Genomic DNA, 26,424 nt, shown 5'->3' on the forward strand with positions numbered 1-26,424 from the left:
TTTATAGAATAGTTGAATGTTAAGCAAAACCCAAAAATTTATTTTAAGAAAAGTAGACAACCGTGAGGTGAAAGTAAAGATGTTTAATAAAATTAAAAAAAGTCATCTGAGCCTTTTCTTTTTAGCAGTTGTCTTATTATGGTTAAAAACATATTTAGTACAACATTTAGAATTTAAATTAGGCTTAGATAATAGTTTGCAAGAGTTTCTTTTATTTTTAAATCCACTAGGCTCAGTCCTTTTATTCTTAGGTTTATCTTTATTGTCAACGAAAAGAAAGTTCTTATGGCTCGTTGTTTTTGATTTTATTTTGAGCTTTTTGTTATTTGCAAATGTTGTGTATTATCGATTCTTTAGTGACTTTATTACAATTCCAACATTAACGCAGACGCAAAATTTTGGTGATGTTAGTGGTAGTGTATCCTCACTTTTAAAGCCTTATGATATCTTATTATTCTTGGACACACTAATTGTTCTAGCCCTAGGATTATATGGTAAAAAGAAGGGGATTACCGCTGTAAATATAAAACGCAGAAGTGTTGCAACTGTATTTATAGTTGCCATCTTAATCATGTCAGTGAACCTTGGGTTAGCTGAAAAAGATCGTCCTCAATTATTAACAAGAACGTTCGATCGTAACTATATTGTTAAATACCTTGGGATGTACAACTATACGATTTATGATGCTGTGCTAAGTGCAAATGTATCAGCAAAGCGTGCAATGGCAGATTCGGACGATGTAACTGAAGTGCTGAATTATAAAAGTACAAATTACGCAGCTCCTAATCCAGAATATTTCGGTGCTGCAAAAGGAATGAACGTTGTTTACTTCCACCTTGAATCAATTCAGAATTTCTTAATTGATTATAAGCTTAATGGTGAAGAAGTAACTCCATTCCTGAACTCTTTAACTAGAAGTGAAAATATCCTGTATTTTGACAATTTCTTTCATCAAACAGCTCAAGGGAAAACTGCTGATGCTGAATTTATGTTAGAAAATTCCTTGTTCGGATTACCACAAGGATCTGCATTTTCATTAAAAGGAATGAACACGTATCAAGCTGCGCCAGCTATTTTAGGACAGAATGGTTACACTTCAGCTGTGTTCCACGGAAATAAAGGTTCGTTTTGGAATCGTGATGAGATTTATAAATCTTTTGGCTATGACAAATTTTTTGATTCAAGTTATTACTCGTTGAATTCAGAAGATCTGGCAGAGTATGGATTAATGGATAAGCCATTTTTAGAACAATCACAGCCTTTACTTGAATCGTTACCACAGCCATTTTATACAAAATTCATAACAGTAACTCACCATTTCCCTTATAATATGGATCAAGAACTTGCAACAATTGAACAGCATACAACTGGAGATGCGTCTGTTGATCAGTATTTCCAGACAGCACGATATGCGGATGAAGCTTTAAAAGAGTTCTTTGATTATTTAAAGGAATCTGGTTTATATGAAAACACTGTTGTGATTATGTACGGTGATCATTATGGTATCTCTGAAAACCATAATGAGGCAATGTCAAAAGTCTTAAACAAAGAAATTACACCATTTGAAAGTGCTGGCCTGCAACGGGTACCTTTATTAATTCACGTACCTGGAATAGAGGGCGGTACAATGCACCAATATGGTGGTCAAATTGACTTACTTCCAACTCTTATGCACTTATTAGGAATTGAATCAAAACCATATATGCAATTCGGTACAGACTTATTATCAGAAGACCATGATGAGCTTGTACCATTTAGAAATGGTGATTTCGTAGGTCCAGAAATAACATACACTGGTGGTAAGTACTATGATTCATCTACTGGTACTGAGATCGAAGCAACAGAAGAAGCAAAGCAACTGAAGGAAATCACTGAAACTAAACTAGGATATTCTGATAAAGTGGTAGAAGGTGATCTTTTACGCTTCTACACTCCTGAAGGTTTTGTCCCAGTTGATCGTTCACAGTATGATTATATTAATAGAAATCCGGTTATTACTGAGCAGGATAGTACTACTGAAGTGGAGACTGAATAATAACTAATAAGCTCGGTGGAGTAAATAAAAGAGTATTAATCCAAGAAAGGATTAATACTCTTTTTAATTGAATAATACATAGTACATAGAGTTATTCAAAGAATATCATTACATAATAAGCTTATTCAGATCTTTGATAAATTTCTTCTAACAAGAGATATGGAACTTAATTTAGCAAGTACATTTTACAACTGGAGCTGGTACAAGAATGAAGCTAGGGCAAAAAACACAAACGATCGTACGTTATCTTAGTGCTGATGAGAAGGTATATTATGGGATCATTGAAGATGGAGAGATCTTACAATTAACTAATTCATTCACTGAAATAATAAATGATGAAATAACATTTGATGGTGTAAGGCTTAACATTGGTGATGTGAAAATTTTAGAGCCAGTTGTACCACAAAAAGTGATTAATTTCGGCTGGACATATACAGAACATGCAAAAGAAACTGGAGGACAAGCTAACCTCAAAGAACCTTTTTTATTTTTAAAACCTGCTTCTTCCTTAATTCCTAACGGCGGAGATATCATTCTTCCTTCTAACAAGTTAACCAACCAGGTAGAATTGGAAGGGGAAGTGGCTCTTATAATTGGAAAGCGTGGAAAAAACATAAAAGAAGAAGAAGCATTGGATTATGTTTTCGGTTGTACAATATTTAATGATGTTACAGCAAGAGATCTTACAAAGACAGATCCGCAATTTACACGTGCAAAAGGATTCGATACATTTGGTCCTTTAGGTCCGTGGATTGTTACAGGTTTAGATCCAACTAATTTGCAAATCGTTACAACGTTAAATGATCAGGTTGTACAAAATGGCAACACAAATCAAATGTCCTTTTCCATACCATTTCTTATTAGCTGGATTTCACAGGTGATGACATTGGAGCCAGGGGATGTTTTAGCTACAGGTTCTCCATCAGGGAGTTGTCCTATGAAGTCAGGAGATGTTGTGACTGTGGAAGTGGAGAAGATTGGTAAGCTTTGTAATTATGTGAAGTAGACCACTTTTTAGATTTTAACGGCAGTCATAGCAGGTTGGTGTGTGAAAGAAATAGAGCAACAGGGTGCTAGGAGCAAATTTTAGTCTCGATCCAAGTGGAATCGGGACACAACCGGTGTTATGAGCAAAGTTATGTCCCAATCCAAGTGGAATCGGGACAAACCTCGGTAGTATGAGCAAGCTTCAGTCCCGATACAAGGGAAATCGGGACAAACTTCGGTGAATTGGATTTAGTATCTGTTGACTGCAAATTTATTGGTAATTATTATGACTTATCAGCTGGAGAAAGCAGGAAAATCACTGTTAAAAAAGAAAGTTTCAGTGAACACCATAGAATTGATTCTTTTAAAGTGCAGTTAACATTAAGGGGTGTTTACGACATTGCATCTTAACTTACATACAAGCTCAATTAGGATAGACAGCGTACATTTGAATTTAGCCGGTAATATGCTAATGGCTATCACTTGGGTTAAGCATGTTCGTTTAAAGTGATGAATTAGTTGAAGCACAGCCACAATCTCTTGGGATTTAAGAGGTTGTAGCTGTTTTCTGTTTTTTAAAAAGCAAAATGAAGTAAATGCTTTCTTAAGACCTAATCCTAATTACCTAAAAAATTATCTATCATACTTATTTCCTCTTTTTCTAAAGATAGGAAAATTCCATCCAAAAATACAGTAATATGTAATCATTGTTATTTTGTTACAGGGTGGAAGGAGAGAGAAAATAATGAAGAGGCTTTTGCTTGGGTTAGCGGTGTTATCGTTCATGCTGACAGCATGTTCTTCTGGCGATGGAAGTCAGTCGGCACAAACAGGTGCTGAACCAAAGGAAACAGAACAAAAAAATAACAGCGAAAAAGAAGAAACATATACTCCTAAGGTAGCAAGCTATTATGAAATGGAAGATTTAGATCGAGAGTTAACAGACATAGAAAAGGAAATGTTTCGAAAACCTGGAGTTTTTAGTGATGAACAATATGATGAAGCGAAAGTGAAGGAAGCGTTGGATCAATTACCTGATGATCTCACAGAAGTGCAATATATGGAGGAGCTTTTATATTTATTTACTGAAGATTATCATGAAGAAATGCAAACAATGCTTACTTTTGATTCAACGGTTGATGTTTCAATTGAACGTCCAGATGAAACTGTGGATACTCCTACTTTGAAAACAGCTCATTATGCTATTTTAGTAGATGCAAGTGGAAGTATGGCAGCAAAAGTAGGAAGTAAAACAAGAATGGATGCCGCAAAGGAAGCCGTTTTGGAATTTGCTAAGCAAGTACCGGAGAATGCAACTATTTCGTTACGTGTATACGGTCATGAAGGATCAAATAGTGAAGCTGATAAAAAAGCTTCGTGTAGTAGTACTGAAAGCTTATATAGTGCCAGTTTTGATGAAAATGCATTTCAACAAGCACTAAGTCAGGTAAAGCCTGTAGGATGGACTCCAATTGCACTTGGGTTGCAATCTGTGAAGTCAGATATCCCAGAGAATACAGATGAGGTTGTTGTATACGTTGTAAGTGATGGAATTGAAACATGTGATGGCGATCCAGTACAAGAAGCTAAAAACCTAGTATCAGCAGATATTGAAACAGTCGTTAATATTATTGGCTTTGATGTTGATAATGAAGGTCAAACTCTTTTAAAAGAAGTGGCAGCTGCAGGGAATGGTGAGTTCACATATGTTAATTCAGAGCAAGAACTGAAGAAATATATGAGGGCTCAGTATGAAGAAATTCAGAAAAAATGGTTTGAATGGAAAGAAGCTGGTAAAGAACAGGCATTCAAACTGAAGGAAGAAAAAAAGAAGCTAGCTTTTGACACAAAAGAGAGCATGAAAGAAAAAAGCAATCGTGAGAAAGAACGTTTGAAGGAAGCGCAAGCCTATTTAAAAGAGAGATTCAATGATTATGATCATCCTGCATCAAAAATGTTTTCAACGATTGTAGATTATGGAAATGAAAAATGGCGTTATGCTGTGGATACAGGAAATAGATTGTATAGGGAAAGTGTAGATAGTGGTAATCAGGAATATCGTGAATATGTTGACGAAGGAAATGAAAAAATTAGAGAAACAATTGATAAGAAGAATGGGAACTAATAGATTCGTTTATTCTTAGCATATGTTCACTATAAGAATTGAAGGGTTGCTTTTCATATTTTAAAGGCAACTCTTTTTTTAGTTTATACCGAGTTTCCGAATGATTGAATTAATGGTCGCAATAAGCTACACTACTGATTGAATATCTGAGTGAGGTGCAACCATGAACGTGAACGATCGACAAAAGGAATTACTAAGAACTTTATTAGTACAAAATGGACAAACCTTAAATATAGTAGATTTGTCAGGTCAATTAAGATGTTCGGAAAAAACGGTTCGTAATGACTTGAGCATAATCGAAGATCTTCTTGCTGAATACCCTAATACTTATTTAAAACGGCAACCAGGTATAGGGATTACACTTGAGACACAAGACCACGATATGTCTGAGATTTTTCAAAAGCTACTATCTACTGAACCGAAAACTCAGGAAGATCGTTTTATCGAAATGGCCTATCATTTATTAGTAAATAATAAAGCCATAACATTGCAGGAATTATCTAAGAAGTACTACGTTCCAAAAGTAACCATAAAAAAAGAACTAGATAGCATTTCTGATTGGCTCGAAAACTATCAATTAGAGCTCATCTCTAAACCAAGGTTAGGTAATATTGTTCAAGGATCTGAACTGCAAAAACGTAGTGCTTTGGCGCATTTATCAGAACTTCTTTCTTCCTTATCGGATAATAAAAATTACGTGCTTGAGCTTTTTTTACCTTATGAAATAGCGACCGTTAAAAAAGCACTAAACGAATTACAGCATAAATATTCGATTGCTTTTACCGATGCTGCGATGGAGAGTTTACTTGTTCATGCACTTATTATGATGAAAAGAACAAGGCAAAGATCGCCTGTAACTGTTCCTAATAAGGAAAAGGAGGCTGTATATTCTTACAAAGAATATAAATATGCGTTATCCTTTTTTGAACAATTAGAAGCTGTTTTCCGAATCAAATTTCCTGAAGATGAGCGAATCTACTTTACATGGCATTTAATTAGTGGGAAAAGAAAAAATGATATTATAGAGGATCCGTTTATTAAAAATGATCTTTTATTAAATATTATTTCTGACTTAACAGCAAAGCTTAGTAGTATTACGTTATTTCCCTTTGAAAAGGATGAGATCTTAAAAAGTGGATTAATCGTCCATGTCCATTCGGTTATTAACCGAATAAAGTACGGCTTTCCTATTACAAATCCACTACTACCGAATATCAAAAAAATGTATCCTTATCTATTTAATATGGTGTTGCTAGCTTTGAATGAAATTAAAGAAACATATGAGTTGGAAGTTCCTGAGGATGAGGCAGCTTACTTGGTTCTTCATTTTCAAGCTTCAATCGAGCGATTAAAAGAAAGTCGAGAGAAACAACGAAGAATATTAATTGTTTGTCATATGGGTGTTGGGATGTCTCATTTATTGCAGGCTAAGATTGAGCAACATTATCATGATATACAAGTTACCGCTTGTATTGGAAAAGCTGAATTACGTGATTATTTGCAGAAAAATGAGATTGATTTTATCATTTCTACATTAGAGCTAGATAAGGTGGATATTCCTTATATTACGATTTCTCCTTTATTAGAAGCAAAGGATAAGGAAAAGCTAAATCAATTTTTAACTGAAATGGAAAATAACCAGCATGTAGGAAGTAAAGAAAAAGTTTTAACACAACTAGTTAGAGGGGATTTAGTGCACTTACATGTAGATAAAGAACATCCTTTTCAAGTAATTGAAATGCTAGGAAATGTACTATATGAAAAAGGTTTCGTTCATAAAGAGTTTATTCATAGTGCACTCCTAAGAGAAAGAAAATCTTCAACCTCCATTGGAGGCTCAATAGCCATTCCACATGGTAGACCAACAATGGTTAATAGATCAGCTATAGCCATTGCTCTTTTAAAAGAACCTTTAGATTGGGGCAACGAACAAGTTTCCATCGTGTTCATGCTAGCCATCACAACTGGGGACCCAAAACTAAATCGCCATGCAGTTGGACAAATCGTAGATTATAGTGAAACCCCGTCATTTATCGAATCATTAAAAGAATCAAAGAATGTTAAAGAGTTCTTGGAGAAGTTAAAATAAACAACTTCTCTTTTATTAAACTTCCGGTAATAATTTATTTTTACCGGAAGTTGTGGTAAAAACAAAAATCAATTCATGACTGAATTCCCATTACAATGAATGTAAGCAATTACAAAAAACATTCTTAAGAGGAAAGGTACATGAAGATCTTAGCTGTCACAGCATGCCCAGTCGGTATTGCTCATACATATATGGCTGCTGAAAATCTACAAAAAGCAGGCGAAGAATTAGGTGTTAATATAAAGGTTGAAACACAAGGATCAATCGGTGTTGAAAATGCCTTAACAGACCAAGATATTGCAGAAGCAGATGGAATTATTATTGCTGCTGATAAAGAGGTATCAAAGGATCGCTTTGTTGGTAAGAAAGTAATCGTTACAGGCGTACAGGATGGGATTCGTAAGCCAAAAGAATTAATTGAAAAAATTCAAAGTGGTGATGTGCCACTTTACAGACCAGACTTAAAGTCTGCGGAAGAAATCAAGCAAAAGAGCAAGCAAAAAGAAAATCCGATCTACAAGCATTTAATGAACGGTGTATCGTATATGGTTCCATTCATCGTTGTAGGGGGACTATTGATTGCATTAGCTTTAACTCTAGGTGGTCAACAAACACCAGGTGGAATTGTGATTCCTGAAGATTCAATTTGGAAGCAAATTGAAACACTTGGTGCAACTTCGTTTATGTTCATGATTCCAATATTAGCTGGTTTTATTGCTGTTAGTATAGCTGACCGCCCTGGTTTAGTACCAGGTATGATTGGTGGATATATTGCAGCAAATGGTAGCTTTTATGGAAGTGAAGCTGGTGCTGGTTTTATTGGAGGAATTATCGCAGGTTTCTTAGCAGGTTATATTGCACTAGCTATTAAGAAAATCAAGGTTCCAAAAGCGGTACAGCCTGTTATGCCGATTATATTTATTCCGATTATCTCATCTGTTATCGTTGGACTTTTATTTATTTTCGTTATCGGTGCCCCAGTGGCGCAAATCTTTGAAGGTTTAACATCAATGCTTGCGGGTATGCAAGGAGCTAGTTCTATTTTATTGGCAGTCATCCTTGGTGCGATGATTGCAGTAGATATGGGTGGACCATTTAATAAAGTAGCATTTTTATTTGGTTCTGCCATGATTGCTGAAGGAAACTATGAAATTATGGGACCAATTGCAGTAGCAATTTGTATTCCACCAATTGGGATGGGTCTTGCAACATTAATTAATAAGAAAAAATATCTTCCCAACGAAAGGGAAGCTGGTAAAGCATCATTTACAATGGGTCTTTTTGGTATTACAGAAGGTGCAATTCCATTTGCAGCGCAAGATCCACTTCGTGTTATTCCTAGTATTGTTGCAGGTTCAGTTGTTGGATCTGTTATCGCAATGCTTGGTAATGTAGGAGACAAAGTAGCACACGGTGGCCCTATTGTTGCGGTTTTAGGAGCAGTGGATAATGTTGTGATGTTCTTTATCGCAGCCATTGTAGGTGTTCTTGTTACTGCATTTATGGTTAACTTTTTGAAAAAAGATGTAGAAAGTGCAACTAGTGGTAAGGAAAAAGTGGAAAGTGCTCCAAGTGCACCCGAAAAAGCTGAGGAACTAGAAATTAAAAAATTAGTAGATATTACAAGCGCAGATTTAATTAATATAAATCTAGTTGGAACAACTCGTGATGACGTGATTGATGAGTTAATTGAAACATTCAATTCACAAGGAATCTTAGATTCTAAGGAAGCTTTTAAACAGGCAATTCTAAATCGTGAAGCTCAAAGCTCAACAGGTCTTGGAATGAATATTGCAATTCCACATGGTAAGTCAAATGCAGTAAAACGACCTGCTGTTGCTTTTGGGATAAAGCGTGAGGGTGTTGATTGGAGCAGTCTTGACGGTACGGACGCAAAGCTTATTTTTATGATAGCTGTACCCGAAAAAAATGCTGGAGATGCACATTTGAAAATTTTACAAATGCTTTCTCGTAAGTTAATGGATGAAGAGTTTAGAAATCAACTATTAAAAGTGGCTTCTAAGAACGAAGCTATGGCTATATTAGAGGAAATAAAATAAAGTAGAGTACCATATTGGAGGTAGTGTATGTATAAAGAGCCAATATTTTTAGAGCCTGTTTTTCAAGAAAGAATTTGGGGTGGCCAAAAGCTGCGAACTGAATTTGGGTATAGAATTCCCAATGAAAAAACTGGGGAAGCTTGGGTAATCTCTGCACACCCAAATGGTCCCAGTGTCATCAAAAATGGTCCTCTAGCAAGAAAAACTCTTGAGGAAGCTTGGAAGGAACATGGAGAGTTATTTAATAAAAGTGCATCTAATAATGAGGAATATCCTTTACTTGTTAAAATTTTAGACGCAAATGCAGATTTATCTGTTCAGGTTCATCCAGATGATCACTATGCACGAGAAGTAGAAGGTGTACCATATGGAAAAACAGAGTGCTGGTATGTTCTTAGTGCAGAGGAAGGTGCCGAGCTTGTTTTAGGACACCATGCAAAATCTAAAGTTGAACTTGAGAAGATGCTTCAAAATCAAGAATGGGAATCATTTTTACGTCGTAAAAAAGTAAAAGCTGGTGATTTTGTTTATGTTCCAAGTGGCACAATTCATGCAATCGGTAAAGGAATTGTCATTTTAGAAACACAGCAAAGTTCTGATATTACTTATCGTGTCTATGATTATGATCGTAGGGACGATAATGGTCAAAAGCGTGATCTCCATTTAGATCGTTCAATAGAAGTGACGACAGTCCCTCACCAGGATTATGAAACAGAGCAAAGTGAAAGGATTGTAGGTGATCTTACCGAGAAGAAATTAGTAGAGGCCGAATATTTCACAGTCTATCATTGGAAGTTGAGTGGCGAGGCATCATTGACACTTCAGCATGATTTCTTACAAGTTAGTGTGACGGCAGGAAAAGGAACAATTACAGTATATGATCATGTTTTCTTAATTGAAAAAGGAACACATTTTGTTCTTCCACATGGAGTTGGAGAATACCAGCTGTCTGGTGAAGCAGAGTTTGTTGTATCACACGTTTAATATGGGAAAGGCCAAATCATTTTGATTTGGCTTTTCTTATTAAAAGACACCGCTGTTTCAACTATTTTACTTGGAGATGGTCTTCACTGGCGGAATGAAGACCACGGTTGCAGTAAATTTACTCGGAAATGGTCATCATGAGAGTAATGAAGACCAACGTGCAGAAATTTTGCTCGGAAATGGTCATCATGAGAGTAATGAAGACCAATGTGGCAGTAAATTTACTTGGAAATGGCCTTCATGACCTTCAATATATTTTTCAAAAACGAATTAATTCCCAATAATATGTAAAGGATCTATTTCCATTTAGAAATAGATCCTTTTTCGTTTAACTTCCTATTTTTAAGGATTAGTCGACCACAATCCCGCACCCTTAAGAACAACTCTTGGATTAAGCTTTAATCCAGCTACAAGTAGTTCTGCCAGATCTTCAGGCTGCATTACATTCTCTGGATTTCCACTTATTAAATTTGTTTCTACTGCTAAGTCTGTTGCAACAGTACTTGGTGTTAAAGCTGTTACACGAATGTTTTTCTTTCTTACTTCAAGCATGAGTGATTCTGTTAACCCTAACACAGCAAATTTAGATGCACTGTATGCACTTGTTACAGGAGCTCCTTTTTGGCCAGCTGTTGAAGAAATATTAACAATATCTCCGGAGTTTTTCTCAAGCATATCAGGTAACACAGCTCTTGTTACATTATAAACACCCATCAAATTAACTCGAATAATGTTTTCCCACTCTTCAGGAGATAAGTCAAGGAAGCCACCAAATTTAGCAATACCAGCATTATTAACGAGTATATCAATAGAACCTAGTTCCGATTTGATATGCTCTACAGCATGAGTAACTGCTTCAAGGTCAGATACATCAGCTGTTGCAGCAGAAATTGTAATATCGTATTGTTCTAATTCAGAAGTTAGTTTTTCAAGATTTGACATGGTTAATCCGATTAAACCAAGGTTAACTCCTTCTTTTGCTAAAGCAATGGCAGTTGCTCGTCCAATTCCTCTACCTGCTCCTGTAATTACAGCATTTTTTCCTTTTAATGAAGTCATATCATCATTCCTTATACTAATTTTTATGTATTCATACTGAAGACCGCAAGTAAAAGATTGCGGTCTTCACATACCTATTATTCAAGATTGGCATGTTTGCCATACATCTTATTTGTATCATACCCCTTTTTCTCCATGAACCTCAAGATAATAGCATCATAGAAAAGTAACAAAGTTTGTTCAAAAAGGGATCCCATTGGTTGAATCGTTTGATATTCGCCTTCAGATTGGTCTTTCGGCGATCCAGGCATTTTTATTGTATAATTAGCTAATTGTCCAATTGTAGATTCTGGGAATATCGTAACAGCAGCAATTTTACCGCCTATGTTGTGGGCTTTTTCAGCCATCGAAACTAAGCTTTTCGTTTCTCCTGAGCCAGACCCGATGATTAAAATATCATTTTTTTCAAAATTAGGTGTGGTAGTTTCACCGAGAACATATGCATCAATTCCCATATGCATCATTCGCATTGCAAAGGATTTTCCCATGAATCCTGACCTGCCAGCTCCTGCAACAAAAACCTTCTTGGCTTCTAAAATCCCATTAACCAACTTTTCAGCATCTTCATCTAAAATAAGGCTTGAAGATTGCTGAAGTTCATTTAGAATTTTAGTTAGATATTGGGTCGTTTGCATTCCTGCGTTACCCTACTGATACATTTTCTTTAATCATTTGTTGCATTTTTGCCGCTGCAGCCTTTTTATCTTCTTGACCAGTAATACCGCCACCAACAATAACAAGATCTGGTTGTACGTTAATTACTTCAGCAAGAGTATCTAATTTAATTCCGCCTGCGATAGCAGTTTTTGCGTTCTTTACAACACTTTTAATTGTTTGAAGATCTTCAAATGAATTTTTACCAACTGCTTGAAGGTCATAACCTGTGTGTACACAAATATAGTCAACGCCTAAAGCGTCTACTTCCTTTGCACGGCCAGCAAGATCTTTTACAGCAATCATATCAACAAGAATCTTTTTCCCTTGCTTTTTCGCTTCTTCAACTGCACCTTTAATTGACATATCTTCAGCTGCGCCAAGAATTGTTACAATATCTGCTCCTGCTTCAGAAGCTTTCATCACTTCATAACCAGCTGCATCCATAATTTTAAGGTCAGCTAGAACCTTTAAGTTAGGGTATGCTGCTTTAACTTCCTTCACAGCACGAAGGCCCTCATTGATCACAACTGGTGTTCCAATTTCAACGATATCAATATGATCCTCAACTTCTTTTATCAATTCAATTGCTTCTGGGATATTGACTAAATCAAGTGCTAATTGTAATTCCATTTATATTCCCACTCCCTTATTTAAAATTAAGCTTACCGTACTAATTTTTCCAACGGTTTATGTAAATCTACCGGTAACTTCACCCATGATTCCATTAATAGCGGTACAACATTAGTGTAATATGTATATTAAACTTTATAAAGTACGCACTTTTTTATTACATAGTGACAAAAAGTATACTATGTGCTATTCTATGTAAAAATTGGAGGTGGTTAAGTGTCACGTATGAATGATAAGACGTTTAACTGTGAAAAAGAATTAACCCTTTCGGTTATCGGTGGTAAATGGAAAATGCTTATTTTATGGCACTTAGGCAAAGAGGGAACAAAGCGTTTTGGGGAGCTAAAAGCACTTATGCCAGGCATTACTCAAAGAATGCTTGTTAATCAATTACGCGAGTTAGAAGAAGACCTTATTGTAGAGAGAAAAGTGTACCCTGTTGTGCCTCCGAAGGTTGAATATTCATTGACGAAACAAGGAGAAACACTAATGCCAATTCTCGATTCTATGTACGAATGGGGAAAGAATTATATGAATAATGTTATTGATCCTGAAGAAAAAAATGTATCGGTAAAATAACAATAAAACCCCAAGTGGCAGTGTACTACTACTTGGGGTTTTTACGTGAGAAAAGAACTTTTTCAGCATTTAGGAAGGAATCTCTGGAGGCTTTGTTTAAATTAAAGAGGAATAAACGGGCTTAGATCGAAATAAAAAGGAAAGTAGGGAGGATATCATGTCTCACATTATTAACCGTTCACAGCCAATATACGCTTTTAGTAAAGAGCATGCTCCGATTTTGAATATGAAATCTGGAGAAACAGTGATCATTGAAACCTATGATTGCTTTGAAAACCAAATCACTTCAAATGATTCTACATATGAAAGTTTGGACTGGAGTAAGGTCAATCCCGCGACAGGTCCTGTTTATGTGGAAGGTGCAGAAGTGGGAGATGTTCTAGAAGTGACAATTGATGATATAAAATTAGAAGACCAAGGTGTGATGGCCGTTAGTCCAGGAATGGGCGTTTTAGGTGAAAAGATCACTAAATTTGAAGCTAAGCTTATTCCAATTGAAAACGGGAAAGCTATTTTTAATGAAAACATCCACATTCCATTAAATCCAATGATTGGTGTAATTGGAGTTGCTCCACAAGATGAACCAATCTCTTGCGGCACACCAGGCTCTCACGGTGGAAATATGGATAATAAAATGATTACAAAAGGAACAACCCTTTATTTCCCAGTGTTTCAACAAGGTGCGCTCTTTGCATTAGGAGATCTTCATGCTGCAATGGGCGATGGTGAGGTTTGTGTAACTGGTATTGAAATAGCTGGACAGGTTACTGTTACTATAAAGGTGATTAAAGGAAAATCACTAAGTAATCCAGTTTTAGAAACAGAAGAATTTATCGGGACAATTGCATCAGCAAAAACAATTGATGAAGCAGTTAAGATGTCTGTAGAAGATATGGTTGAATTACTTCAGGATAAAACAAGCTTACCACTTAGTGAATTAACGATGCTATTAAGTGCTGTAGGACAAACTCAAATTTGTCAGGTCGTTGATCCACTAATGACAACGAGATTCTTAGTTCCAAAATGGGTTTTGGAAAAGAACAATGTCTCCTTATTTTAATAAGGGGGTGTTGTTCTTTTTTGCTTTCAGGTACAACCTATGATTCATTGATGAATTTATGAAGGATGTTCTTAAGTTGAAAGATGTTTCCTTAGGTGAATATGTTTTCTTGAAAAAGTAGTTGTTTTTGTTAGTGTTAATTTTAGAATAAGAGCATTGGAAAACACATTGTTCACTGGAATGGAAATAGCTAGTATGTATTTCCTGATTAGATCAGAAGCGAGACAAGATGAGGTAGAGAATTCGATAACCTGGGAATCGAGACAGGAATGAGGAAGAAGTGTGAAATCTTGTCCCGATAATCGGAGAATCGAGACAAGAACAAGCAAGAAAAGTGTAAATGTGTCCCGATAGTCGGGGAATCGAGACACACCAGAGAAAGAAAAGCGAAAATGTGTCTCGATACCAGGAGAATCGGGACAAGACCAAGCAAGAAAAGTGTAAATGTGTCCCGATAGTCGGGGAATCGAGACACACCAGAGAAAGAAAAACGAAAATGTGTCTCGATACCAGGAGAATCGGGACAAGATCAAGCAAGAAAAGCAAAATCATGTCCCGATAGCCAGAGGATCGAGACAAGACCGAGTAAGAAAAGCGAAATCATGTCTCGATAACCTTAGAATCGAGACATGATCAAGCAAGTAAAGCCAAACCATGTTTCAATACAGCTGCATGAAATACAGGAAAATATCCATATAACCAACTCAAATATTCCTCTCAATAACTAAACCACAACTAACCGACCCCTTAAACCAGAAAACTACTCTATAAAAAACATACTTCTCTCAACGAAAGAGCACCCTAGATGTATCAGTAAATATAGGAGGAGTTATGTTTGAACTTAAATGATTTTTTCAATGCTAGAGAAAGGTTTAAAGGAATTGTTCATACAACTCCGTTAGATCATTCTAAAACTTTTAGTCATCTTGCACAGAACGAGGTGTATTTGAAACTCGAGAATCTTCAAAAAACAGGCTCCTTTAAAGTAAGAGGTTCTTATAATAAGCTTATTTCTCTTACAAAAGAGGAACTAAATAAAGGGGTTGTTGCAGCATCAGCAGGTAATCATGCTCAAGGTGTTGCGTACTCCAGTCAGATGCTTGGAATTTCTTGTACGATCGTCATGCCAAAGGGAGCGCCACTAAGTAAAGTGCTAGCAACAAAGCAATATGGTGCAAAAGTTATTTTAGAGGGAGCAGTCTTTGATGAGGCTCTTGCTTATGCATTAGAATATTGCGATTCAATAGGTGCGACGTTTATTCATGCTTTTGACGATGAAGAGGTTATTATCGGACAAGGAACGGTTGGAGTTGAGATTATGGAACAGCTTCCAGACGTTGATGCCATTGTTTGCCCAGTTGGTGGGGGAGGGCTCATTGCTGGTGTTGCTAAGGCCGTGAAAGAAAGTAATCCAAATGTTTCAGTTTATGGTGTTCAAACTCTTGCCTGTCCAAGCATGAAGCAGTCACTTTTGGAAAAAAAGCCGGTAATGGTTGAAGCGACTCCGACGATGGCAGATGGAATTGCTGTTAAAAAACCAGGACAGAAGACGTTTGACATTATTAAAGAATATGTTGATGATATTGTTTGTGTGGATGAAATGGAAATTGCACGAACAATGCTTATGGTTTTAGAGAGAAGTAAACTGTTAGTCGAAGGCTCCGGTGCTAGTTCGTTAGCAGCACTTCTTTATAAGAAGCTTGGATTAAAAGATAAAAAAGTAATAGCGGTATTAAGTGGCGGAAATGTTGATGTTAATTTTATAGCTAGGATTATTGAGCGCGGATTAGTTGAATCAGGTAGATATGCTCACTTTTCCATAACGTTAAAGGATAAACCAGGTGAGCTTCAGAAAGTGTTAAGCTCTATAACCGATTTAAATGCAAATGTTCAATATGTTAATCTCCAGCATATAGGAAAACATATTTATCCAGGATTTGCTCAGCTTGAAATTTCAGTTGAAACAAAAAATCATGATCATATTGAAGAGCTTCATAAGGTGTTAAAAAATAAAGGCTATAGCGTGCAGATGGATGAAACACTTTTCGATCAATATCCTGCGGGATTTGGAACACCTTTAGAGTACCGTGTATGATTGTTTAGCCCCCAAAACAAATGGGGGCTTTTTGACAAACCGATGTTAATAAATTTATTCAAGTGTATAATGAAAGAAAAAGATAAAATAATCGTTAAGTCTACAAAGCCTGGGGGGATTTTGTTGAGATCTAGTGAAGGGTGTAGAGTAGTCATTGTTGATGATGAGCAATTAATCAGGCAAGGAATAAAGCATTATATGCAATGGGAGCAGGAAGGATTTCAAATTGTCGGGGAAGCTTCAAATGGTCAGGAGGCTCTTGAGTTAATAGAAAAAACAAAGCCTCATATTGTGTTAACAGATATTGTGATGCCAATTATGGATGGTGAGGAGTTAACTCGAATTGTAAAAAGCAAGTACCCGCATATTGAAATTATTATATTAAGTAGCTATGGTGACTTTGATTATGTGAGATCTACTTTTCAAAATGGGGCAGTTGATTATATTTTAAAGCCTAAGCTTGATACAGAGTCATTGCTTACCGTGTTAAAAACGGCAGTTAGCCGAATTCCTTCGTTACAAGGGGAAAAAGATGAATCGACTGTTGATGTGAATATTGGACATATCATTGAAAAGTTTATTTCAGGTTATGATACACAATATGATGAAAATCTCATTTTAGAGGCATTTCCTTTTTCTAGTTTCCGTTTAGTTGCGATAGATTATAGGTTGATAGAAGATAAGAGTTTAGATTATATTCATGAGATTAATTCTGAGGTTGAAGTACTTATCACAACATTTTTAAATGAACTCAAGCTAGAGATCTTCGAAATAGAAGATAATGTAAGCGCATTCTTGATTAATGGTAGTGAAGACTCTTTAACAGGTATTTTAGAAACTGCGCTGAAAACATTGGAACATCATTCTCAACTTTCCATACTTATTTCAGAGACTTTTACAAGTTTTTCACAAATTTGGTTGAAATACAACGAAGTGATTAAAAAGATGCTTCAATATCGGTTTTATTTTCCGGAGGCTACTATAGTAGTAGAAAAGAATCTTCTAAAAGAAACACCTAAGATTTCTTCATTTAACCTTGATAAATTTACAAATGACTTTAAACATGAACGGTTTGATTTGGCATTTTCTTATTTAGAAGAACATGTAAGTGCGTTGTCTTCGAGCTTTACGACAGATATTTTTGAGTACAAATCATTCTTTGGAAATGTTATTTTTACGATTTCTGTTTTATTAAGCAATTTAGAGTATGATGTGAAAAATTTAGAAAATGAAAAGTTCAGTTTTTTTAATAAGATAGATGGTGCAAAAACAGCAAGTGGTGTTGTTCATCAGCTACAACTATTTATTACAAAAGCAAAAGAAGTTATTACTACAAAGAAAACTCAATCAGGTTTTTCCAATTTTCAACTCATCCTTGATTATATCGAAGAACACTATGCCGAACCACTTAGTTTGAGCGATGTTGCTAATACTTTTCATTTTAATCCTTCTTATCTATCAAGCTATTTTACAACGCATAATAAAGAAGGATTTAATGAGTATCTCAACAAAATTCGAATTGAGGAGGCTGTGAAGCTGTTACTGAATACAACCACTCCTATTTCAGAGATTAGTGGGCTTGTTGGATATTCTGATCATAGTTATTTTTGTAAGGTGTTTAAGAAACAAAAAGGTCTGTCACCTAGTCAATATCGTAGAAATCAAAAATTGAAATAAGTGATGGTAGTTAGTATGAATATATTTAAAAAGTATTTTAAACATAACGGATTATTTTTCATTATGTTCTCGATAAGTGTTATTAGCATTATAAGTGTTTCTATTATTATTACGTGGACAACGTTTCGCATGTCTGAGCAGTTTTTTATTGATAAATTCAGTATTACAAATGCAAAGGTTATGGATCAGATTAAGGACAGCTTTGAATCTTATAACTATTCAATTGTTCTTGCATCTAATAACATCTTGCAAAGTGGAACAATTAGAAGAATTATGACGGAAAAGCAATCAAATCGTCAGAAAATGAATTCATTTTATCAAATGAGTGAGCAAATGAAACGAATAAAATCAAATGTTGATGCCTATGAAACTGAAATTATTGTTACAGGTATTAATGGGATGAGTTATGCAACAAATCGTCCTTATTGGATGATTTCTGATGAAGAATTGAAGACTCATAACATAACAAATGTTTCCATGCAGAATCCTAAAAGATTGATTTATCAACATGATCGACGAATGAAAGAAACAAAAAACAAAGAAGATGAACAATACATTATTGCGACGAAGCCACTAATGGAAAGAATCTCAGGAACCATTTATGGAATGATGTATTTTCCTATTCATGAAAGTGAATTTAAAAAGTTTTATAACAACTATACAAGCACAGGTAACGATGTGTATGTTCTTGATAAAACCGGAATGATTATTTCTAGTAATAAGACAGATTTTATTGGCGAGAAAGCAGAGGAACTCTTGCAATATGCTAAGGAAAACGAGAATAAACGTGAAAACTATATTGTGAAAGAGTTTATGGGAACAAACTCTATTATCTTTTGGGAATATATTCCCTCTCTTGATATGTATTTATTCAATTTATTAGATCAAAAAACGGCGATTGGTGATTTGATTAATAAAAAGCAGATTGCGATCATTTTATTTTGTATCGTTGTTATAGCTCTTATTATTGTGTTTTTTATTTCAAGAAGAATGACAAATTCACTTTCAACATTAGTTAAGCAAATATCTGATGCATCTAAATATGATTTTGATCAATATGTTTCTGTAAGCGGTACATATGAAACTAGGCAAATTGGCAAAGCATTTAATATTATGTTAGATGAATTGCAGGATTATTTGGAGAAGCTCGTTCTTTATCAAAAGCAAAAGCGTAATGCTGAGCTAGCGGCATTACAACAGCAAATTAATCCACATTTTCTTTATAACACACTTACTTCTATTAAATTCATGATTCAGCAGGGTGGAAAAGGAGAAGCAGAGGAAACGATTAATTCTCTCATTTCTTTGCTTCAAAATACAATTGGTAACGTATGTGAAACAATTACTGTGGAGCAGGAAATGAATAATCTTAAAAACTATGTTCTTATTAATCAAAAACGCTATGGAGACAGAATTAAAGTGAATTATTTAGTTTCACCGGATTGCTTGCAACTTCCAATTCCTAAGCTTATTCTACAGCCATTTATAGAAAATTCATTTTTCCATGGTTTTAATAACAAAACATCAGGCTTTATTAATGTGATGGTTTGGCAGGAACGGGATACGCTTATTTGTGAAGTGATGGATAATGGAGATGGCATGGAGATTACATCGAATAAACTGCCAGCCACCAAGAGTAAGAAGCAGCATTTTACTGGAATTGGTGTAAAAAATGTTCATGAACGAATTCAAATTTTATATGGACATCAATATGGTGTAACCATATCAAGTGAAGTAGGACAAGGGACGAGAATAAAGATCACACTTCCAATCGAATCCATTTCATGATGTAAGTAAGTTAAGAAAAATATCCTTAATAACTCAATTACCTAAAAAAATCACTAAAATCTAAAAAAAATACAATTCCATACATTTTGTAAGCGGATACATTCTGTAAAAAAATCACAAACTTATAAAAATATAGTCCTAAAGAAAAAGAGAATAAAGATGCTAACATGATAGTTGTAAGGGAGAGATAACGCTTACAAAAAACAAAAAACATGGGGGTATTTTTATGAAAAAGCTACTCGTTTTAATGATGGCTTGCATGATGATCTTGGCTGCATGTTCTTCTGGATCAAACGAAGCAGTAGATTCAGAGTCTAGTGAATCATCAGGTTCAAACGAAATCACGATTTGGGCATGGGATCCTAACTTTAATATTAAAGCTTTGAATATAGCAAAAGAGTATTATAAAAAAGAAAATCCTGATGTAGAAATCAAGATTGTCGAAAATGCTCAGGCTGATATTATCCAAAAATTAAATACAAGCTTAAGCTCTGGTACAACAAAGGGATTGCCAAATATTGTGTTAATTGAAGATTATCGCGCGCAAAGCTTTCTTCAAGCATATCCAGATTCTTTCCACGAAATTACTGGATCGTTCAAAACAGAAGATTTTGCATCTTATAAACTAGCGCCAACAAGTCTTGATGGTAAAAACTATGGTTTACCATTTGATACAGGCGTAACAGGTTTATATGTAAGAACAGATTACTTAGAACAAGCTGGTTACACAGTTGAAGATTTAAAAGGAATTGACTGGAACGAATATATTGAAATTGGGAAAAAGGTTAAGGAAGCAACTGGCAAGAATATGATCACACTTGATCCAAATGACCAAGGTATTATCCGTATGATGATGCAATCTGCTGGTGCTTGGTATATGAAAGAAGATGGGGTAACACCATATATCGCTGGTAACGAAGCTCTTAAAAAGTCATTTGAAATGTATAAAGCAATGCTAGACGCTGATATCGTAAAACCAAACTCTGATTGGAGTCAATTTTTAGCCGCATTCAATAGTGGTGAAGTAGCATCGGTTCCAACTGGAAACTGGATTACTCCTTCTGTTAAAGCAGAAGCATCTCAATCAGGCAAATGGGCAGTTGTTCCACAACCAAAGCTACCAGATGTTGAGTCAGTGAATGCTTCGAACTTAGGTGGAAGCTCATGGTATGTGTTAAATGTTGATGGTAAAGAAGATGCTACTGATTTCTTAGCGAAAACTTTTGGTTCAAATGTTGATTTTTATCAAGATTTAGTAACAGAAATTGGGGCAATTGGAACGTATATTCCTGCATCAACTGGAGAAGCATATAAAGCTGCTGATGAGTTCTTTAACGGTCAAACGATTATTTCTGACTTCTCAACATGGTTAGAAGAAATTCCACAAGTGAATTATGGATTACACACATATGCGATTGATGACATCTTAATTGTTGAAATGCAAAACTACCTTAACGGTAAGGATATTGATCAAGTGCTTGAGGATGCTCAACAGCAAGCTGATGCACAATTACAGTAATAATCCTGCCAACTATTCCTCTCATCTGAAGTGAGGAACGGAGCCTTGAAATTCCAATCTGCTAACGATGCAGAGGAGATTTTTCAAGGCTTCAATTCTATATTGATTAAGTTAAGGAGTTGACTTTGAAATGATATCAGCAAAACCAAGTACGAACACATCTGTTTCTTATTCAACCAAGAAACGGTTTACTAAAACAACCCTCATCGGTTGGTCCTTTATCACATTAGCTTCTGTGTTAATCTGCATTTTTTACTTTTATCCAATGGTTCATGCGTTAATTATGTCTTTCCAGTCCGGAACAGGAACGAATTTGAAATTTACTGGTCTTGATAATTATGCACGATTATTAAAAGATCCGACGTTTATCACAGCTGTAAAAAATACGGTAATTTACTTAATTATTCAAGTGCCGGTTATGATATTTCTAGCACTATTTTTATCGGTGTTATTAAATGATAAAAATTTAAAGTTTAAAGGGTTTTTCCGTACCGCGATCTTTTTACCTTGTGTAACTTCGCTTGTTGCGTATTCTGTTATTTTTAAGTATTTATTTGGTGTTGATGGCATTATCAACATGATGTTAATGAAGCTTTCCTTTGTTTCAGAGCCAATACAATGGTTAACAGATCCTTTTTGGGCAAAAATAACGATTGTTATCGCCATTACTTGGCGTTGGACTGGTTATAATATGATCTTTTATTTATCATCACTGCAAAATATTGATTCTTCAATCTATGAAGCTGCCAAAATTGATGGAGCATCTCCTATTCAACAATTTTTTAAGATTACAATTCCGATGTTAAAGCCAATCATTCTTTTTACGTCCATTACTTCAACAATAGGAACTCTGCAATTATTTGATGAGGTTATGAATATTACAAAAGGTGGCCCTGGTAATGCAACGATGACAATCTCTCAATATATTTATAATCTTTCATTTAAATATACGCCAGACTTTGGTTATGCAGCGACCGTGTCGTATGCGATTGTGATTATGATTGTTGTTTTCTCTATTATTCAGTTTAAAGTGGCAGGTGATCGAAATGCTTAAGAAAGTATTTAGTTACGGAGTTTTAATTGTTGCGACGATTGTATCGATTTTTCCGTTTTTATGGATGGTTGTTTCGGCAACAAATAAATCTGTAGATGTTACGCAAGGAAGATTATTGCCAGGTGCACATTTTATGGATAATTTTAAAAATCTATTAGCTACAGTTGATATTGTTCCTGCTTTAATTAATTCAGCTAAGGTATCGATCTCAACGACAATTCTTTCGCTATTAATTGCCTCACTAGCTGGCTATGGATTTGAGATTTTTAAAAGCAAATCAAAGGATGTTGTATTTAATATTTTACTTCTTTCCATGATGATTCCATTTGCTGCGTTAATGGTTCCGTTATTCCGTATGTTCGGAACGATTTCACAAACCGCTCCTTTCTTAGGGATTGATACATTAACAGCTGCAGTGTTACCAACACTTACAACTGCGTTCTTAATCTTTTTCTTCCGTCAAAGTACAAAAATGTTTCCAAAGGATATTCTTGAAGCAGGTCGAATTGATGGATTAAGTGAGTTAGGTGTATTTTTTAGAATTTATGTCCCAACGATGAAAACAACGTACGCAGCAGCAGCGATTATTACGTTTATGGCAAGCTGGAATAATTATTTATGGCCTCTTGTTGTGTTGCAATCTCCTGAAAAGCAAACGATTCCATTGCTTATCTCGACTTTAGGCTCAAGCTATGCCCCAGATTTTGGCGTTATTATGACAGCGATTGTTATTGCAACTTTGCCTGCTGCGCTTATATTCTTCATCATGCAAAAGCACTTCGTTGCAGGTATGATGGGCTCAGTAAAATAAAGAGAGAGGAAGTTGGAAATGAGGACGAAACCAGATTTAAATTGGTTAACGGATGTAAATACTTTTGCCGTAAATCGACTACCGGCACACTCTAGTCATGTGTATTACGAAACAATGGATGAGGCAGAGCAGTTATTACCAATGACAATGAGAAAAAGTTTAAATGGAAATTGGAAGTTTCATTATGCGATCAATCCAAGTGCACGCCCTGAAAGTTTCTATCATGTTGATTTTGATTGTGACAGCTGGAATGATATTAAGGTTCCAGGTCATATTCAATTACAAGGGTATGGTAAGCCTCAATATGTTAACACGATGTATCCTTGGGACGGAATGAATGATATACGTCCACCTGAAATTCCAATGGATAAAAATGCAGTTGGAAGCTATGTTAAGAACTTTCATGTACCAGACAATATGAAAGAAAAGCCAGTTTTTATCTCATTTCAAGGTGTAGAATCTGCTTTTTATGTTTGGCTAAATGGTCACTTTATTGGATACAGTGAAGACAGCTTTACGCCTGCTGAGTTTGAATTAACGCCTTTTTTACAGGAAGGAGAAAACAAGCTTGCGGTTGAAGTATACCAAAGAAGTACAGGGAGCTGGCTTGAGGATCAGGATTTTTGGCGATTCTCGGGAATTTTTCGTGAGGTTTATTTGTATACAGTGCCGAAAATGCATGTATATGATGCCTATGTTCATGCAGAACTTGATGAAACCTATACAAAGGGAACACTGAAGGTTGATCTTCAACTAAGTTCACTTGCTGCTACAGGTTCAAAAATTTTCGCTGAATTAGTGGATAAAGAGGGAGAAATTGTTGGATCAACTAGTGTTGACCTTAACGAAGAAAAACAGACGTTTACACTGAATGTTAATACACCAAAATTGTGGAGTGCAGAAAATCCTTATCTGTATAAGCTTTACATGCAGCTTATTGATGAAACAGGAGAGATTGTTGAAGTTGTCCCACAAAAGATTGGTTTTAGACGATTTGAACTTGTTGATAAAGTGATGAAAATAAATGGTGAGCGCATTGTTTTTAAAGGAGTAAACCGTCATGAGTTTCATCATCGAACAGGGCGTGCCATTACAAAGGAAGATATGCTCTGGGATATAAAGACATTAAAGCAAAATAACATAAATGCAGTCCGCACATCACATTACCCAAACCAAAGCTATTGGTATGAATTATGTGACGAATATGGTGTTTACGTGATTGATGAAATGAACTTGGAAACACATGGTTCATGGCAAAAGATGGGCGCGGTTGATCCTTCCTGGAATATCCCGGGAAATAAACCAGAATGGCAGGATATTGTGTTAGATCGGGCAAAATCAATGTTCGAACGAGATAAAAATCATCCATCAATTCTTATCTGGTCATGTGGAAATGAATCATATGCTGGTGAAGTGATTCTTAATGTTACGAAATATTTTAAGTCCGTTGATTCTAGCAGACTTGTCCATTATGAAGGTGTATTTTACGACCGTACTTACAATGATACAAGTGATATGGAAAGCCGTATGTATGCAAAGCCAGCAGATATTGAGGAGTATTTAACAAACAATCCTGAAAAACCATATATAAGCTGCGAATATATGCATGCGATGGGAAATTCTTTAGGCGGTATGAATTACTACACAGAGTTAGAGGATAAATACCCGATGTATCAAGGTGGATTCATTTGGGATTATATGGACCAATCTCTTGTCCAAAAAGGTCGTTATGGAAATGAGTTTTTAGCTTATGGCGGAGACTTTGGAGACCGTCCGACAGATTACGGTTTCTGTACGAATGGTATTGTTTATGCGGACAGAAAGCTTTCTCCTAAGATGCAGGAAGTTAAATATTTATATCAAAATATTAAGCTTGAAGCAGATGAAACAGGCGTAACGATTAAGAATAAGAATTTGTTTAAAGATACCTCAGATTATTTGTTAACGTACACTCTTTTTCATGAGGGAGAGAAACTATGTGAAAAAATAGCTGAGGTAAACGTTTCACCACAGAGTGAGCAGCGATTGATTTTTGATTGGTCTCGAGATCTGTTGAACAAAACAGGTGAGTATTATGTTCAAGTCGCTTTTCTATTAAAAGAAAAAACAGTCTGGGCAGAAGCTGGGCACGAGGTGGCATTCGGGCAATATGTTTTTGAGAAAACAAGTGAAGATACCTTGACGACACGATCAGATGAGAAAATTCGGTTAGTAGAAGGTGACGTTAACATCGGTGTTCATGGTAGAGATTTTAGCATCATTTTTTCGAAACAAGTGGGGAGCTTAGTGTCTATTACTTATTCAGGGAAAGAAATGATTGCTTTTCCTCCAGCACCATTGTTCTGGCGGGCAACCACAGACAATGATAGAGGGTATGCTCAAGCTTTTGTTTCAGGATGTTGGCTATCGGCAAGTGTGGCTCGGAGGTGTACAGAGGTTGAGCTTTCAACTAATGAAAATACTGTTGTGGTCGCTTTTACTTATAAGTTTTCCATTCATCCAGATATTGAAGTAAACACGATTTATACGGTAAATCCAAATGGAAGCATTCATGTAAGGTCATCGTATAAAGGAGCAGAAGGGTTACCGCAGATGCCGATATTTTCCTTGTCATTTAAGGTTCCAGCCAGCTATAACCAATTAGAATGGTATGCAATGGGACCGGAAGAAAACTATTCTGACCGAGCTCAAGGGGCACGACTTGGTGTTTTTAAGAACACTGTAAAAGATAATATGGCTGCGTATTTGAATCCCCAAGAATCTGGAAATCGTACAGGAGTCAGAAGAGTTCGGGTAACAAATGAGGGTGGAGAAGGATTGATGATTGCTGCAAAGGACACACCGATTGAGTGCAATGTCTCACCTTATACAGCTCTAGAGCTTGAAAATGCACAGCATCATTATGAACTACCAAATGTTCATTATACTGTGATCACCGTTGCCGGGAAGCAGATGGGTGTTGGTGGTGATGATAGCTGGGGTGCTCCTGTTCATGAAGAACATGTGATAAAAGCAAATAGAGATATGGAATTTGAATTTGTCATTCAGCGTGAAGGGATTTAACAGGATTGAGCTTGAAATTCTTTTCAAGCTCAATCTAGTATCAATAAAGGTAGAATTGGGACTGGGAACGTTGGATAGATTAGGAATCTGTCTCGATCTGAGTCAGAATCGGGACAGAGACCGTTCAGAGAGCAAAATCCAGTCTCGTACAA

The 26,424-nt window shown here is 35.8% G+C and carries 20 protein-coding genes; 17 read left to right on the forward strand and 3 right to left on the reverse strand.

From position 1 onward, the window contains the following. Positions 1-79 precede the first annotated feature (79 nt). The 8 genes from ACEWK1_RS07130 to ACEWK1_RS07165 all read left to right on the forward strand — a co-directional run bounded on the left by ACEWK1_RS07130 (position 80) and on the right by ACEWK1_RS07165 (position 10,524). On the forward strand, positions 80-2,035 hold the full coding sequence (locus ACEWK1_RS07130) for an LTA synthase family protein (RefSeq protein ID WP_416635823.1): 1,956 nt from the start codon (positions 80-82) through the stop codon (positions 2,033-2,035). Between the two features lie 208 nt (positions 2,036-2,243). Beyond that, entirely contained in the window at positions 2,244-3,041 is a 798-nt protein-coding gene (locus ACEWK1_RS07135) for a fumarylacetoacetate hydrolase family protein (RefSeq protein ID WP_416635824.1), read from the forward strand. 224 nt (positions 3,042-3,265) lie between these two features. Then, on the forward strand, positions 3,266-3,433 hold the full coding sequence (locus ACEWK1_RS07140; protein WP_416635825.1) for a glycoside hydrolase family 2 protein: 168 nt from the start codon (positions 3,266-3,268) through the stop codon (positions 3,431-3,433). A 334-nt stretch (positions 3,434-3,767) separates the two neighbouring features. Then, positions 3,768-5,147: a vWA domain-containing protein gene (locus ACEWK1_RS07145; RefSeq protein ID WP_416635826.1), complete on the forward strand. Its 1,380-nt coding sequence runs from the start codon at positions 3,768-3,770 to the stop codon at positions 5,145-5,147. Between the two features lie 163 nt (positions 5,148-5,310). Further along, the gene (locus ACEWK1_RS07150; RefSeq protein ID WP_416635827.1) at positions 5,311-7,236 is read left to right on the forward strand and encodes a BglG family transcription antiterminator; all 1,926 of its coding nucleotides are present in this window, start codon (positions 5,311-5,313) and stop codon (positions 7,234-7,236) included. A 140-nt stretch (positions 7,237-7,376) separates the two neighbouring features. Further along, a complete protein-coding gene (locus tag ACEWK1_RS07155) occupies positions 7,377-9,296 on the forward strand; it encodes a fructose-specific PTS transporter subunit EIIC (protein WP_416635828.1) in 1,920 nt (639 codons plus the stop codon). A gap of 27 nt (positions 9,297-9,323) precedes the next feature. Continuing rightward, positions 9,324-10,280, forward strand: a complete 957-nt coding sequence (manA, locus tag ACEWK1_RS07160; RefSeq protein ID WP_416635829.1) for a mannose-6-phosphate isomerase, class I — start codon at positions 9,324-9,326, stop codon at positions 10,278-10,280. 94 nt (positions 10,281-10,374) lie between these two features. Further along, a complete protein-coding gene (locus tag ACEWK1_RS07165; protein WP_416635830.1) occupies positions 10,375-10,524 on the forward strand; it encodes a hypothetical protein in 150 nt (49 codons plus the stop codon). Positions 10,525-10,622: 98 nt separating this feature from the next. On the opposite strand, the gene ACEWK1_RS07170 is transcribed toward ACEWK1_RS07165, so the two are convergent. From ACEWK1_RS07170 to hxlA, 3 genes are all read right to left on the reverse strand, one after another. Beyond that, entirely contained in the window at positions 10,623-11,339 is a 717-nt protein-coding gene (locus ACEWK1_RS07170) for a 3-ketoacyl-ACP reductase (protein ID WP_121664877.1), read from the reverse strand. Between the two features lie 77 nt (positions 11,340-11,416). Beyond that, positions 11,417-11,974 (reverse strand): 6-phospho-3-hexuloisomerase, encoded by a 558-nt coding sequence (gene hxlB, locus ACEWK1_RS07175; RefSeq protein ID WP_416635831.1) that lies wholly within the window; start codon positions 11,972-11,974, stop codon positions 11,417-11,419. Positions 11,975-11,981: 7 nt separating this feature from the next. Continuing rightward, entirely contained in the window at positions 11,982-12,626 is a 645-nt protein-coding gene (hxlA, locus tag ACEWK1_RS07180) for a 3-hexulose-6-phosphate synthase (protein WP_098796491.1), read from the reverse strand. A gap of 216 nt (positions 12,627-12,842) precedes the next feature. Between hxlA and ACEWK1_RS07185 the strand changes: the two genes are divergently transcribed. The 9 genes from ACEWK1_RS07185 to ACEWK1_RS07225 all read left to right on the forward strand — a co-directional run bounded on the left by ACEWK1_RS07185 (position 12,843) and on the right by ACEWK1_RS07225 (position 26,272). Next, complete coding sequence (locus ACEWK1_RS07185) at positions 12,843-13,205, forward strand: winged helix-turn-helix transcriptional regulator (protein WP_416635833.1); 363 nt, start codon at positions 12,843-12,845, stop codon at positions 13,203-13,205. Positions 13,206-13,362: 157 nt separating this feature from the next. Further along, the gene (locus ACEWK1_RS07190; protein ID WP_416635834.1) at positions 13,363-14,265 is read left to right on the forward strand and encodes an acetamidase/formamidase family protein; all 903 of its coding nucleotides are present in this window, start codon (positions 13,363-13,365) and stop codon (positions 14,263-14,265) included. A gap of 835 nt (positions 14,266-15,100) precedes the next feature. Next, complete coding sequence (gene ilvA / locus ACEWK1_RS07195; RefSeq protein WP_416635835.1) at positions 15,101-16,360, forward strand: threonine ammonia-lyase; 1,260 nt, start codon at positions 15,101-15,103, stop codon at positions 16,358-16,360. Positions 16,361-16,483: 123 nt separating this feature from the next. Further along, the gene (locus tag ACEWK1_RS07200) at positions 16,484-18,037 is read left to right on the forward strand and encodes a response regulator transcription factor (RefSeq protein ID WP_416635836.1); all 1,554 of its coding nucleotides are present in this window, start codon (positions 16,484-16,486) and stop codon (positions 18,035-18,037) included. A 15-nt stretch (positions 18,038-18,052) separates the two neighbouring features. Beyond that, positions 18,053-19,825: a sensor histidine kinase gene (locus tag ACEWK1_RS07205; RefSeq protein WP_416635838.1), complete on the forward strand. Its 1,773-nt coding sequence runs from the start codon at positions 18,053-18,055 to the stop codon at positions 19,823-19,825. Between the two features lie 226 nt (positions 19,826-20,051). Next, positions 20,052-21,344, forward strand: a complete 1,293-nt coding sequence (locus ACEWK1_RS07210) for an ABC transporter substrate-binding protein (RefSeq protein ID WP_416635839.1) — start codon at positions 20,052-20,054, stop codon at positions 21,342-21,344. A 130-nt stretch (positions 21,345-21,474) separates the two neighbouring features. After that, positions 21,475-22,398, forward strand: a complete 924-nt coding sequence (locus tag ACEWK1_RS07215) for a carbohydrate ABC transporter permease (protein ID WP_416635840.1) — start codon at positions 21,475-21,477, stop codon at positions 22,396-22,398. After that, complete coding sequence (locus tag ACEWK1_RS07220; protein WP_416635841.1) at positions 22,391-23,209, forward strand: carbohydrate ABC transporter permease; 819 nt, start codon at positions 22,391-22,393, stop codon at positions 23,207-23,209. The genes ACEWK1_RS07215 and ACEWK1_RS07220 overlap by 8 nt, the downstream gene beginning before the upstream one ends. An 18-nt stretch (positions 23,210-23,227) precedes the next feature. Then, complete coding sequence (locus tag ACEWK1_RS07225) at positions 23,228-26,272, forward strand: glycoside hydrolase family 2 TIM barrel-domain containing protein (RefSeq protein WP_416635842.1); 3,045 nt, start codon at positions 23,228-23,230, stop codon at positions 26,270-26,272. Positions 26,273-26,424 lie beyond the last annotated feature (152 nt).

Source organism: Metabacillus sp. YM-086, assembly GCF_048059995.1.
In the GTDB taxonomy this organism is placed as follows: Bacteria; Bacillota; Bacilli; order Bacillales; family Bacillaceae; genus Metabacillus; species Metabacillus litoralis_B.